Here is a 14,620-nt window from a genome sequence, read left to right as displayed (position 1 = left end):
TATTTTAACCGATATGTTGTCAAAGGGCGAAAGCGCCTAACTTCTTACCCTTATCCCCTCCTTATTGTGTTAAAGAAGGGGAGAAAGGGCGATTCCTGACAACCTGATGAAGCTGTTATTTGCAGAAAGCCTGAAATAAAAGATCAGGATCAAAAGAATTTTCGATTTGTGGGTTTACCGTCAAAAAACCGATTTGAGCCTTTCTGTAATAAATTGCAGGGGGTAATTCTGTGCTGGGGTTATAGGCACTGAGGTGTGACTTAGAACTCCCATAATTTCCCTCCCGATTCCACACACTATCAACGCCCGACAGATTACCATAATCCCCTAGCTGATTACAAATCGACTTTTCATCCACAGGGTTACTAGACACTAAACCCAGGAAAGCACCATCAGCTCCCACCAAGTAAGCACGACCATCAAGTTCAAACAGTGTTTGGGCAAGACTGCGACTGGCCAAACAGTTACCGAACACCAGGGAGATACCTAACATCAAACCAATCTGTTGGGTAACAGAAACTCTGCTCATGGTTAACCTAGATTTTAGTAAATCAGAAATATTTATTCCTCTAGGATTCCCATCAGACTCCGTCAAGGAACACCTGGCTAAAAATTTCTATCCAAAAGCAGAAGCAGATGGAGGATTAATAAGGTAAGGGCTAGTTAACAGTCAAGCTTTGATCCCCCCAAAGATCGGCAGGCGGTCAACCTACCCTACGGGAACGCCAAAGGCGAACAACCTTGGGCTTTCGGCCACGCTACGCGAACAACCTTAAACCTTGGGCTTTCGGCCACGCTACGCGAACAACCTTAAACCTTGGGCTTTCGGCCACGCTACGCGAACAACCTTAAACCTTGGGCTTTCGGCCACGCTACGCGAACAACCTTAAACCCTCAACCTTCAACCCTCAACCTTCAACCCTCAACCTTCAACCCTCAACCTTCAACCCTCAACCCACCCTACTTCGGACGCCAAGGGCGAACAACCTTCAACAATGAGTTACTTTCTTCCAGTCAGCCAATAGGTGATCATCTCTCCTTTGCCCTTAACATTAATAATCCCTCGCTCTTCAAACAAATACTTGTCTCGTAAACGCTCGTAAGTGTTAGCAGTAACTTGAATTCTCCCAGGTTCCCCTTGAGAGTCCATCCGAGATGCCACATTAACCGCATCGCCCCACAAATCATAAATGAACTTCTGGATACCGATCACCCCAGCTACCACAGGACCAGTGTTAATCCCGATGCGCAGGCGGAATGGTTCCCCATCATGCCGCTGGAAACGACTAATTTCCTGTTGGAGATCCAATGCCATGTTTGCGATCGCTTCTGGATGGTCATCCCTAGGGTTTGGTAGACCACCAACCACCATGTAGGCATCTCCAATGGTCTTAATTTTCTCTAATCCATGGTGCTGCGCTAGTTGGTCAAAGCTTGAGAAAATTTGATTAAGTAGATTAACCAATTCTGTGGGAGAGATGCGAGCAGAAAGCTTGGTAAACTCCACAATATCAGCAAACAGAATTGTTACTTCGTCAAAGCGATTCGCAATAGCTTTTGGCTCTTGTTTTAATCGTTGGGCGATGGAGTGAGGTAAAATATTCAACAACAAGTGTTCCGACTTTTCTTGTTCAGCTCTCAGTGCTGCTTCTGCCTGTTTGCCCTTGGTAATGTCGGCTACAGTGCCTTCGTAGTATAGTAGTTTCCCTTGAGTATCACCCACAACACGAGCATTCTGAGACGTCCAGATGATTTGGCCATCTTGTCGATAAACCCGAGCTTCAAAATCAGAGATAGCACCATGCTCCTCAACCGCAGCAATAAACTCAGCATAGCTGTTGGGGTTGACATAGAGTTGCTGTTCAATATCGGTCACTTTAGCCACTATTTCTTCTGGGCAAGAGTAGCCATACATCCGAGCTAAAGCTGGATTGACACTGAGATACCGCCCATCTGGTGTAATCTGAAAAATCCCCTCAGCGGCATTTTCAAAGATGCTACGATACTTCTCTTCAGCTTCCTGAAGTGCATCTAGAACCCGTTTGCGCTCTGTAATATTACGAGCGACCCAAATCACACAATTGTTTGGCAGGGGTGAGACACTCGCAGCAAACCACACCTGGGAATTATCACCTCTAAAGTGTGAAGTATGAAAGGGTTTTTCAGTTTGCTCCACTAGCTTTTGGCCATTGAATTCCGAAAATTTTTCATAATCGGATGAATTGTGATAATATTTGTTAGTGTGATGCCCTATATTCTTGGAATCGAAGTCCGAAAGTTTGTGGCCATTCAAGTCTGAGTTAGAACTAATTTCATCCTTAATACTTCCTACTTGATAATTTCCTATAGGTAAGCTGTATTCTATATTCAGGGTTTGTTTAGTATCTAAGACTTGCCGGATATGGGTGACAAAAAGTTCAGCTTGCTTGGGGGGAAAAACCTCGTAGACACTCTTACCAAGTAGTTCGGTCGTTGGACTATATAAAACTTCAGAATTGGTGGAGACTACTTTCATGTATCGTCCTTGAGCATCAAAAACGGTAATCACATCGGTCATCGCCCCAAATAGCACCCGCAACTCAGCTTCGGATTTACGTAGTGCTGCTTCGATGTGTTTGCGCTCTACAATCTCAATCCGTAGTTGATGATTGGCGTCCCGTAGTGCTGCTGTCCGTTGCTCCACTCGGGTTTCTAACACTTCATTGGCTCTTTGCAAGGCTTCCTGAGCTTGCTTACGCTCAGAGATGTCTTCCACAGTACCTTCGTAATAGAGCAGATTGCGATGCTCATCTTTAATGGCACGGGCATTTTCGCAAATCCAAGTCAAACTGCCATCCTGGCGATAGACTTGGGACTCGAAATCCACTAAGGTACCATTTTCTTCCAACAACTGGATGAATTGGGAGCGACGGTTCGGATCAACATAAAGTTCCTGCTCAATATTCGTGACAGTATTAATTAATACTTCTGGGGACTCATAACCATAGATGCGAGCTAAGGCTGGGTTAGCACTGAGGTAACGTCCTGAGGGGGTGGTTTGGAAGATGCCTTCTACAGCATTTTCAAAAATATTGCGATATTTCGCTTCAGCTTGCCTCAGGGCTTCTTCAGCTTGCCGACGCTCGGTAATATCAATCCCAATAGTGAAAGCAGCTGAGCCTTGATGGTACTTCTGGGCAACAATCACATAATTGTGCTTTTTGTGATTAACAATAGCCGAAACCTCTCGGCAAGCATCTTGTTCTGGGCTGGCAAAAAACTCCTTGACAAAGTCATTAAACTCTGAGCTAGCCTGAAGAAAGCCAATGTCTTGACCCACAAACCCCTCTGAGGACAAGTTAAACGTTTTGGCTAAATGGCGATTCACACCCAAGTAGAGCAAATCCGAACTAATCCAAGAGACAATTCCCGGTACTGCCTCCAACACGGCCTGTAACTGATCTTTGGTCTTGCGCAGGTCATCAAGAGCCTGCTGACGTTCGGTAATATCAATCCCAACGGTGAAAGCGGCTGAGCCTTGATGGTACTTCTGGGCAACAATTACATAGTTTCGCTTTTCGTCATTAACAATAGCAAAAACCTCTCGGCAAGCATCTTGCTCTGGGCTAGCAAAAAACTCCTTGACAAAGTCATTAAACTCTGAGCTAGCCTGAAGAAACCCAATGTCTTGACCCACAAACCCCTCTGAGGACAAGTTAAAAGTTTTGGCTAAATGGCGATTCACACCCAAGTAGCGCAAATCCGAACTAATCCAAGAGACAATCCCTGGTACCGCTTCCAACACTGCCTGTAACTGATCTTTAGCTGCCCTGAGTTCTTCTTGAGCTTGCTCACGCTCTCGCACCTCCATCATAAGCTGAGCATTAGATGCTTTTAAGTCAGCTGTGCGTTGTTCAACCTTGAGCTCCAGCTCATCGAAGGCTTTCTGGAGTTCTGCTTCAATTCGTCGCCGCTCAACTATTTCATGTTTCAACTGTTCCGTTGCCATTTCTAATGCTTGTGCATTGGTCTCTAGATACCTAGCTTTTTCAATCCATTGAGCAACCTCAGCCAATAATTCAATCACCACATTTGTGCTGTAGGGTTCGATCAATGGTGTGGCCCTAGCCGACCCATTGTATTGGTGAGTTCGTGCATCTGAGGCACAGTTACAGGTTTCAACCCCTAACCAGGGTAGGGGTTTAATCGGACGTTCACTGGTAAACAGAATTTCAAATTGTCCAGTCGGCAAAATCCGTCCAATCCGGCATTCTTTGCCAATATGGTGATTGGGTTCGATTTGGATTAATCCTCCCGGAGCATCAAATTTCTGACCATAAGCTGCCACCCTTACCCGGTCTACCTCAAATGATTGAGCGGATTCCACGGCTTGTTTCCAGAGGTAAACCTGAGCATAGGCAGCTTCAATGGGGTCACTAGTCACTCGGTTAGCTCCGTAACGACGCTGAAAATTCTGGACAAACCGTTGATTATTAGGAGTGTCCAGACTCTGGAAATAGCTCCAGCTGGCATAATGTCCCGCCGCTGTATCCCCTATCCTTTGCAGTTCCGCCTCAGCCACACTCACTGCCATAATCGGAATCTGATCAGCTGTAATTCCAGAGGATTTGTACTGGCGATAGAAGGCTACATTACTGTCACCATTAAGGGTGTTGAAGACCACATCTGGTCGAACTTGTTTAATTTTGGTGATCACCTCACCCATATCTTGAGTGCCTAGAGGAATGTAATCTTCCCCAACCACTGTTCCCCCCAGTTGTTTCAGTTGCGCTTTAATAATCTTGTTGGCAGTCAGGGGGAAAATATAGTCGCTACCGATCAGATAAAATCGCTTACCGTAATTTTTCACCAGCCAGTTCACCGCTGGCTCAATTTGTTGATTTGGACAAGACCCGGTATAAAAAATATTTGGGGAACATTCCAGACCCTCATATTGTAGGGGGTACCATAGCAGAGAATTTAACACCTCAAATACGGGCAAAACTGCTTTACGAGAAGCAGACGTCCAGCAGCCAAAGACTGTGGCTACCTGATCCTCTTGAATCAGTTTTCTGGCCTTGCTCTCAAATTCCGCTGACTTCGATGCCCCATCCTCAACGATCGGTTTGATATATTGACCAAGAACTCCTCCGGTTTGGTTAATTTCTGCGATCGCCATCAGCTCAGCTTCCACCAGGGCGGCTTCGCTAATTGCCATAGTTCCCCTTAAGGAATGCAATATACCAACTCGCATACAGGGGTTATCAGTGTTGAAACTTGGCATTGCTTAAATTCCTGCAATATTTATTTGCAAATCTTTAACTTTTAAGCACCCATCAGCCTCTCACGGTCCTTTTCCTCAGCAACCGCAGGCGACGTGACCTACTATTAAATAATCAATGTTATATAAGCGCGAATCTAGCGAGCACCCTGATTAAGTCAGGATAAAACCGTTTTAGGGGAGGAATTTCCGTGGGGGTAAAGGAAATATTTTCGAGTCAACCCGTTAACTATTTACACAAACCACTATTACTTAGACTCGAATATGCCTTGGTTTCTGGGGCAGTTGTGGTCATAGAAGTAAAATTTAGATAATCAAGATAAAATTGGCAAAATTTAGGAAAAATTTCGAAAGTTTAGTGGTAATTTCCACCTTTCTTTCCCTCCCACCATTTACCTCTTCCCGATTAAGTCAATTACACTGCACCTCAACCAATTAGTACAACAATAGTATAAGTAACTTAAAATTTACTGTGAACTCAATATATTTCAACATAACGACTATACCTGAGGGGGTGACATGAGCCCTGAAAAGCTTACTAGATAAGCCTTTGATTCCAATTCTCTTAGAAAAGATAAACTCCCAAATTGACCCTCCTGTGATTTAATGGCAAGCTCAAACCCTTATAACTACATCCAAGGTCAGCCCAAAACAGCATGTATCTTTTTGTAACACATCGGCTGAAAATATTACCCAGTAAGGATTTCAGCTTGCATGTCACCCCCTCAGCGACTATACAATTGTTTACAAAGCCATGATGTCTGTTTGAATATAGCGGTTTTTAATCTAGTAAGGTACAAGTTTTTGGGTTTTAGGGAGCAGGTACTGAGGCCGTAGGCCACGGTGTGCTGGTTCGGAGCAGGGACTTCGGAAGAGGGAAGAGGTAAAAAAAAATGTGTACCTCATGAGGATAAAAAGCGCTATACTATCACTGAAAAAAATTTTGGCGTCGCTGATAAAGGTTAACTCATCCCACCACTCAAGTAGTGAAATTTTGAGTCATTAGTATTGAGTTATAGTGGTTCTCATATTAATCAATGCAAAGGTATCTAAATTATAGAAGCCTTACTCAAAAGCGATGCAGTAGCCTCACGGGGAGGCAATGCGGTCTTGGGGGTTCCCCCGGAGACGAAACCTTAGAGAGGGTCGCCTTTAATGTCAGTAGGTTATGCAGAAAAGGGTTAAATATTTTTTAATAAGGCCACCCTCTCTTACGGTAACTTCAAGGCCTGCCGACGCGGGGCGCGTTCAAACCATGAGCAACTGCCGTGGTTTGCCCCACTCGCGCTTTGCATCAAAAGGTGCGACCCGTAGCGAATTAAATTCTTAATGCGGGAACGAAGTTACCGTAAGAAGAGGGTCGCCTTTATGGGTTACTGGCTATACGTAAAAGGGTTAAAACTTTTGTAATAAGGCGACCCTCTTCAAGGTTTCGTCTCCGGAAAGCGCACCTAACAAAGATTTAAAAATTTCTAAGCAAAAATACTAATCGTATGACTCTCATATCCAGTAGGCATTTCAAAATAAGATGCGAATACCGCTGTCATATTAATGAGGTAGACAGGATTTTTTACCTGATCCGAAGTTCCCTCTTCTGAGTTCCCTGCCACCCTTAATAAGGTAGGGTGGATTCGAGTTCCCTAAAATCTCAAACTTGTGTACCTCACCTATTTGATAAATGCTATATACTACGCCTTAGTTTTTGACAAATGACAAATGACAAATAGCTAATTACAGAAATGGAAACGGAAACGTCACCTTCTGCGGTAGTCTAGAACAAGTAAATTGATCTGCCTTGTAGAAATTGACAGCCCTATGACCTCTACCGTTACCAGTCCTGCCCGGACAATTCGCATCGGTTCTCGGAAAAGCCAACTTGCTCTGATTCAGACTTACTGGGTACAAGAGCAACTGAAAAAGCATTTTCCAGATCGAGAGTTTGAAGTCCAGACCATGAGTACCCACGGAGATAAAATCCTGGATGTGGCTTTATCTAAGATTGGGGATAAAGGGTTATTCACTAAGGAACTGGAATTGGGAATGCTTAGGGATGAGATCGATTTTGCAGTGCATTCCCTCAAAGACTTGCCAACCAGATTGCCAGAAGGGTTAGTGTTAGGGTGCGTCACAGAACGGGAGAACCCCGCCGATGCTTTAGTAATGCACCAAAAGCACCTTGATAAACAGATAGAAACGTTGCCAGAAGGCTCGATCATTGGAACCTCCTCCCTCAGACGGCTGGCTCAGCTGCGCTACCATTTTCCCCATCTGAGTTTTAAAGATGTCAGAGGTAACCTAAACACCAGACTGGCCAAACTGGATGCTGGTGACTACGATGCACTAATTTTAGCAGTAGCTGGGCTAAAACGACTGGACATGAGCGATCGCATTCACCAAATTTTACCACCAGAGATATCACTCCATGCTGTGGGACAAGGGGCTTTGGGAATTGAATGCCGTGAGGATGATCAAGAAGTCTTAGAACTGCTCAATGCGATCGCACATCCCCCCACTGCTCAACGCTGTTACGCGGAACGGTCATTATTAAGGGCGCTCGAAGGTGGCTGTCAAGTTCCCATCGGTGTAGACACTCAGTTGGAAGGCAATACCCTAACCCTAACAGCTATAGTGGCTAGTGTGGATGGGCAAAAACTTGTCAAAGATACCATTCAAGGGGAGCAGAGTCAGGCAGAAAATTTGGGACTCGAACTTGCCGAACAGCTCAAAAAACAAGGAGCACAAGAGATTTTGGCTGAAATTTTGGCTCAAATCGAGCGGGAATAGGAATATAGCTGAAAAGTCAATTCAATTCCTGTGCCAAGCGTTATAGATTTTATAATTTTCCTGATCCGCTTTCAGTGTAGGAAAAGGCTAAGGAAAAGGTTTTTTAAGCCATAGCCTTTTTCTTTTCCCGTAGAATTTTTGCTCAGGCTACAGTAAGCCTTGATAGCCGGAAAGCTGAAGGTTCTTCGATCAAGTCTGATAGGAGTTCAAGGTCAATTCCTGAAAAGTTCTGCTCCATGTTTCAGGCTTGATCAAATGCACTTCATCCTTCAAGCTTGCAGCTATTTCCTAGGCACTAACAACCAATAATTTACAACTAACAGATGAAGATTCTATTCGTTGCGGCGGAAGCAGCTCCCATCGCGAAAATTGGCGGTATGGGGGATGTAGTGGGATCATTACCCAAAACCTTGAGGCAATTGGGACAGGATGTCCGAATTTTCATGCCTTACTACGGCTTTTTGCCCGATAAAATGGAGATTCAAGAGGAACCAGTCTGGTCCGGTGATGCTATGTTTCAACACTTCAATGTGTTTGAAACCCTACTACCCAAGACTGATGTCCCCTTATATTTATTTGGTCATGCTGCCTTTGCTGGTCGCCAAATCTACTCTGGAGATGATGAAGACTGGCGATTCACCCTATTTGCCAATGGTGCAGCTGAGTTTGCTTGGAACTACTGGAAGCCTGATGTTATTCACTGTCATGATTGGCACACGGGCATGATTCCCGTTTGGATGAACCAATCATCAGATATCAGCACAGTTTTCACAATTCACAACCTGGCTTATCAAGGCCCCCAGCGCTGGCGCTTAGAAGAAATGACTTGGTGTCCCTGGTATATGCAAGGTCATAATACTATGGCGGCAGCTGTACAGTATGCTAACCGGGTAAATACTGTTTCTCCCACCTACGCTCAACAAATTCAAACTGCTGAATACGGTGAGTCCTTAGAAGGTTTGCTGTCATTTATCAGTGGTAAAACTGTTGGAATTGTCAATGGGATTGATACAGAAAGTTACAATCCCGAAACCGATAACTACATTCCTCACAACTTCACCGCTGATACTCTCGACATCCGCAGCAAAAACAAAGTAGCCCTCCAGAAAGAAGTCGGCTTAGCCATCAATCCCGATACCTGTCTGATCAGTATGGTTTCCCGCTTAGTGGAACAGAAAGGGATTGACCTGCTCGTGCAAGTTTTACAGGGTTTCCTAGCTTACACCGATTGTCAATTTTTAGTCCTAGGTACGGGAGAGCGCTACTATGAAACCCAACTGTGGGAAATCGCATCCCGCTATCCAGGACGAATGTCTGCTCAAATCCTCTATAACGATCCTCTAGCTCGACGGATCTATGCTGGTAGTGATGTATTCTTAATGCCTTCCCGCTTTGAACCCTGTGGGATTAGCCAAATGCTGGCCATGGGTTACGGCTGTATTCCCATTGTACGACGTACTGGCGGTTTGGTGGATACGGTTTCCCACCATGATCCTATCAACCAAACTGGAACGGGTTACTGCTTTGACCGCTACGAACCGTTAGATTTATATACTTGTATGGTTCGGGCTTGGGAAGGTTTCCGCTACAAGAAAGAATGGCGGAGTTTGCAGCAACGAGCTATGAGCCAAGACTTTAGTTGGGAGAAGTCAGCCAGGGAATATATCAATATGTACCAAGATATTGTAGGATTACCTGCAGAAGCACCTCAGCAGGTACCACAAGACAACCATTTAGCTGTTGTCAGCTAGACAGAATATCCCATAAGTTACACCTATTCTGTTACTGTGATCAGTGATCACTAAGGATGGCTATCCTACCATGGCTATTTTACCATGGCTATTTTAGTTTTAAATTAGTAAAATTACCATGGCCTTACCCTAGTGGATCGGTGCTACAGCTGTTTCCAACTAGGTGCATGAACACTACACTGCATGACTAATAGACAGAGAACGTTAGGGGTTGCTATGAAGATTATGGGGAAACCGGTAGTAAGACCCAAGCCCAGCAATTCTAAGTACCAAGGGCGGTGCAGTCCCCTAGAGGGCAAGATTTTCCCCCCTCAAGGCTCTAAGGGAAAAATCTCTCCTTCATTCCTCAACCGCTTATCTCTAGCTCAAGTCATGCCCTGGGGGGTAGCCATGTTGCTCTCCCCAAGTGGGCTACCAGCAATAGCACAAATCACTTCAGCAGAAGACAGTGCAGGGACAATTGTAACTCCTAATGGTCAAAGCTTCGAGATCACTGGTGGTAGCCTCTCTAATAGCAATCAACCGAATCTGTTCCACAGTTTTGAGGAATTTGGACTCGATTCCGGTCAGATTGCCAATTTTATCCCTAATAATCCCCAGGTTAGGAATATTTTGGGGCGAGTCGTAGGCGGTAATCCCTCAATTATTAATGGTCTAATTCAAATCATAAGCGGTAATGGGAGCCCTAACTTATACTTAATGAACCCAGCAGGGATTATTTTTGGGGCTGATGCTCGACTGAATGTCCCTGCTTCCTTTACAGCAACCACAGCAACTGGGATTGGCTTTGAGGACGGGAATTGGTTTGATGCCTTTGGTGACAATAAGAGGTACCAGGACTTAATTGGTGAGCCCACTAGCTTTGCCTTTGATTTAGCCCAACCTGGAAGTATCATTAACGCTGGTGACCTGGAAGTGCCAGACAATCAACGGATCGCCTTGATCGGGGGTAGTGTGATTAACACTGGGCAACTGAACGCACCGGGAGGCAATATTACTATCGCTGCTGTACCAGGGCAAAGTTTGGTTAAGATTTCTCAATCTGGAAATTTGTTGAATCTAGAGATTGACCCCCCTCGTACACTAGATGGGCAACCATTAATTACCGCACTAGATATACCAGAGCTACTCACAGGACCAGCCCAAGGCGTTGAGACCGGACTCAGTGCCAATTCCAATGGAACAGTACAGCTGACGGATTCTGGCACCATAGTTCCCACTGAGACAGGAACAACCATTGTGTCCGGTACCCTAGATGTTTCCAACCAAGAACTTAGGCGACGCAGTGTAACAGTATTAGGCGATCGCATTGCTCTAATTGATGCCACGATTAACTCTTCCGGTAGTAATGGTGGCCAGGTGTGGATTGGGAAGAACCCCCAAGACAATCCAGACAATGTGAAATTAAATGCCAATCGCACCTTTGTCAGCCGTGATTCCGTGATTAAGGTTGATGGACAAGCGGCAGATAGAGACGGAGGTCGAGTTACTGTCTGGTCAGAGGAAACTACAGCATTCTACGGGGATATTACTGCCCGTGGCGCTCAAGAGCAAACTTCACAGGCCGGAAGTGATAAAACACCAGATGGTGGGACAGTTGAGATATCTAGCCAACAGACTTTAATCTTTGATGGCAAAAAAGTTGATCTCACCGCCCCTGTTGGTCAAAACGGCACGATTACATTCGACCACAATAACATTACTATTGTACCTGGGACAGGGATTGCTGGTCAGCAGCTAGGGGATAATCCCCTTGGTTTTGATGTGATGGAAATTTTGTCCGGGGATGGGGGGACACCTGGCCTTAGCGCGAATGCCCTAGAACAAGTCTTGGGCAACATTGTTCTCAACGCTAGTAATGATATTACCATTGCCCCTAACGTCTCTCTGAACTTCTCTGATCAAGGGGTTAGTGGTGCTAATCCCCTATCCCTAAAGTTTACTGCTAATGCTGATGGCATTGACGGTGGGGATTTTTCAATGGATCCTACCCAATCGATCACTACTTTGGGTAGAGAGATCACCATTGATGGCGTTAATGTCACTGTAGGTGATATCAACACAGATGGTGGAGCGATTACAATCACAGCGTCTGAGACTCTGAGCACGGAAGAGCTTAACTCATCAGCAACAGTTGGCAAGGGAGGGGATGTTACCCTCGATGGCGGTAATATTCAGGTTAGCTGGATCAATGCCCAAGGTGGTAGCGATCGCAAAGGCGGGAATGTGGAAATTACCACAGAAGATANGTTTACAGCCACTGATACCTTTAATACCTTAAATCGAGGGCAAAGAAACAGCAGTGAGCATTGCTACAGTTGGGGGAGATGGTGGAGGAAAAATCACCATCGGTCATGGGGGAAACGGGCAAACCCCCTTTGAGGTGGGAAATAGCAGTACTAATGGTACAGAGGGAGCTATTTCTACAGGTGATTCTACCATTCTTCCCCCAGGATCCTTTTTGACTTCGACGATCTCAGATTCAGGTGATATAGAAATTAAGACTGGGGAGCCATCTTCAAATTTGACTAGCCAAGGTCAAGCAATGGCTACCAATTTGATTCCAAATTCCAATAGGCCAACTCAAACCGACTCCAATGAAATAGAAGAGCAGTCTACTAAAAGAGAAGCTGATCTGAATTTAAACAAAATGAATTTCAATCCAATAGAAACAAATCCTATAGCAGAAATTACTAATACTAATAGTATTCAATCACTGGAACAATCGGACCCACAGCTAGTTACCAGGAAATTATCTAACTCTAATCTAGAAGTAGAGATTCCTAATACTAATAGTAGTCAATCCCTGGCACAATCGGAACCACGGCTATTTACCAGGAAATTATCTAACTCTACCCTAGAAGCAGAGATTCCTAATACTAATAGTAGTCAATCCCCGGCACAATCGGAACCACGGCTAGTTACCAGGAAATTATCTAACTCTACCCTAGAAGCAGAAGCTGATGTTAAACAACTTGAGGGAGGCTTCACCTATGCGTTTGAAAAACATCTAGGCATTAGCAAAACTCCCATAGTTACCCTGGAAGAAGCCCAAGCCCACCTAGGCAAAATTGAAACTATTACTGGACTCAAACCTGCCATAATTTACCTGTTCTTTAAACCGGGATTTAAAGCGGAAACTACCAAGGGAAAGCCATTTAATTCCAAGGGATTGACGTCAACCAAACCGGAACGAGAGACAACGGAAAATCGGCAAAAGACTAGGTCACACTGGGAAGAAAATCTCGATACACAGCTCGAATTACTAGTCGTTACGGCTTCGGGAACAGTAATTAGAAAACAGGTGCAGGGAGCAACGCGATCGCAAGTTCTCTCTGTTGCTCGGGAATTCCAAAAGAGTATCACCAATTTCGAAAGCGCAAATGTCTACCTACCCTTGGCTCAGCAGTTGTATCGTTGGTTGATTAGTCCGGTAGAGCAGGAGCTAAAAGCCAAAAAAATAAATAATCTTGCCTTTATCATGGACGTTGGTTTGCGCTCCTTACCCATGGCAGCACTCCATGATGGCACTGGTTTTATTGTAGAACGATATAGCCTTGGTTTAATGCCAACTCTATCATTAACCAACATGAACTATGTAGACATTAGGAAATTTCAAGTCTTGGCCATGGGAGCATCCTACTTTAAGAACAAAAACCCATTACCAGCCGTTCCTGTAGAGTTATCGATGGTTACAGAAAAACTCTGGTCAGGAAAGGCATTACTTAACGAAGCGTTCACCGTAGCAAATTTGAGAAAAGCTCGTGCCTCACAACCCTTTGGTATCGTTCATTTGGCTACCCATAGTGAATTCCTAGCCGGTAAGCCCAGTAATTCCTACATCCAGCTGTGGGATACCAAGCTGCAACTTAACCAGCTCCATAAACTAGGCTTAAGTAAGCCTAAGGTAGAGTTGTTGGTCTTAAGTGCCTGTCGTACTGCCTTAGGAGACGAGCAAGCCGAATTAGGATTTGCCGGTCTAGCAGTGCTAGCGGGGGTCAAGTCCGCATTGGGAAGTCTCTGGTATGTCAGCGATGAGGGTACCCTGGGGCTAATGACAACGTTTTACGAAAAATTACAGGAAGTCCCAGTGAAAGCCGAGGCGATACGGAAAGCTCAGTTAAATCTGCTCAGGGGTACAGTCCGTCTGGAGAGAGGGCAGTTGGTAACGGATCAGGGCAGTTTTCCTTTACCACCAGCCTTAGCCAAGTTGCCAGATGTGGAGTTACGACATCCCTACTATTGGAGCGCTTTTACCCTAATTGGGAACCCTTGGTAATCTTTGCTCCTGATTAACGACTCCTAGCATAGAATAATGAAGCTGAATAATTTAGCTGATAGTTATCCTGGTTTTTCCTTGATCCAAGATTGCTCAAAAAACGAGGAACGAAACCTAGGGCGTGTCAACCATTCTGCACCACTTAAGGTTAGCATAGGTGGGAGTTGAACTGAACTTTCATGGACTTAAAGGCAGGCACAGTCTTGCACAACGGCAAATATGTTCTTCATAGCCAGCTCGGCAAAGGTGTCTTTAGCATAACCTACCTAGCTATCAACGCTGAGTCTGGTCAAACCGTGGTGATCAAAACCCTCAGCGACAATCTGTGCCACCATCCCCATGGTGACCAGTTCAAGCGGCAATTTATTGCCCTTGGTAGGCTCTTGAGCGGCTGTCAGCATCAGCATTTAGTCAGGGTAATCGAATCCTTTGAAGCTGCCGGACGACCTTACCTAGTCATGGAATATATTCCGGGGCAGACGTTAGCTGAACTCATCCAAGCCAATTTGGTTCCAGAAGCTCAAGCTATTGCATACATTCGTCAAA

9 protein-coding genes are annotated in these 14,620 nt (G+C 45.0%); 7 read left to right on the top strand and 2 right to left on the bottom strand.

The window, feature by feature from the left end:
• Positions 1-115 precede the first annotated feature (115 nt).
• Complete coding sequence (locus LYNGBM3L_RS07265) at positions 116-529, bottom strand: hypothetical protein (RefSeq protein ID WP_008180895.1); 414 nt, start codon at positions 527-529, stop codon at positions 116-118.
• On the opposite strand from LYNGBM3L_RS07265, the gene LYNGBM3L_RS48460 reads away from it, so the two are divergent.
• Together LYNGBM3L_RS48460 and LYNGBM3L_RS45510 are read left to right on the top strand one after the other, a co-directional pair.
• Positions 528-656 (top strand): hypothetical protein, encoded by a 129-nt coding sequence (locus LYNGBM3L_RS48460; protein ID WP_008180894.1) that lies wholly within the window; start codon positions 528-530, stop codon positions 654-656. The genes LYNGBM3L_RS07265 and LYNGBM3L_RS48460 overlap by 2 nt on opposite strands.
• Before the next feature lie 199 nt (positions 657-855).
• Positions 856-999, top strand: a complete 144-nt coding sequence (locus LYNGBM3L_RS45510; protein ID WP_193374690.1) for a hypothetical protein — start codon at positions 856-858, stop codon at positions 997-999.
• Position 1,000: 1 nt separating this feature from the next.
• Here LYNGBM3L_RS45510 and urtA read toward each other — a convergent pair whose 3' ends face one another.
• Positions 1,001-5,263, bottom strand: a complete 4,263-nt coding sequence (gene urtA / locus LYNGBM3L_RS07260) for an urea ABC transporter substrate-binding protein (RefSeq protein ID WP_044492408.1) — start codon at positions 5,261-5,263, stop codon at positions 1,001-1,003.
• Positions 5,264-7,075: 1,812 nt separating this feature from the next.
• Between urtA and hemC the strand changes: the two genes are divergently transcribed.
• The 5 genes from hemC to LYNGBM3L_RS07235 form a co-directional block, all read left to right on the top strand.
• Positions 7,076-8,044, top strand: coding sequence for a hydroxymethylbilane synthase (hemC, locus tag LYNGBM3L_RS07255; protein WP_008180892.1), 969 nt, complete (start codon positions 7,076-7,078; stop codon positions 8,042-8,044).
• Positions 8,045-8,367: 323 nt separating this feature from the next.
• Positions 8,368-9,795 carry a glycogen synthase GlgA gene (gene glgA, locus LYNGBM3L_RS07250; protein WP_008180891.1) on the top strand — a complete coding sequence of 476 codons (1,428 nt, stop codon included), beginning with the start codon at positions 8,368-8,370 and terminating at the stop codon, positions 9,793-9,795.
• Positions 9,796-9,978: 183 nt separating this feature from the next.
• Positions 9,979-12,177, top strand: coding sequence for a two-partner secretion domain-containing protein (locus tag LYNGBM3L_RS07245; RefSeq protein WP_075873604.1), 2,199 nt, complete (start codon positions 9,979-9,981; stop codon positions 12,175-12,177).
• Entirely contained in the window at positions 12,098-14,074 is a 1,977-nt protein-coding gene (locus LYNGBM3L_RS07240) for a CHAT domain-containing protein (RefSeq protein ID WP_008180888.1), read from the top strand. The genes LYNGBM3L_RS07245 and LYNGBM3L_RS07240 overlap by 80 nt, the downstream gene beginning before the upstream one ends.
• 179 nt (positions 14,075-14,253) lie before the next feature.
• A partial coding sequence (locus tag LYNGBM3L_RS07235; protein ID WP_044492407.1) for a serine/threonine protein kinase occupies positions 14,254-14,620 on the top strand: 367 nt, incomplete at its 3' end.

This window comes from Moorena producens 3L (assembly GCF_000211815.1).
Taxonomy (GTDB): Bacteria; Cyanobacteriota; Cyanobacteriia; order Cyanobacteriales; family Coleofasciculaceae; genus Moorena; species Moorena producens.
Note: the sequence above shows the minus strand (reverse complement) of the source record. Positions and strands in the feature narration are given on the sequence as shown.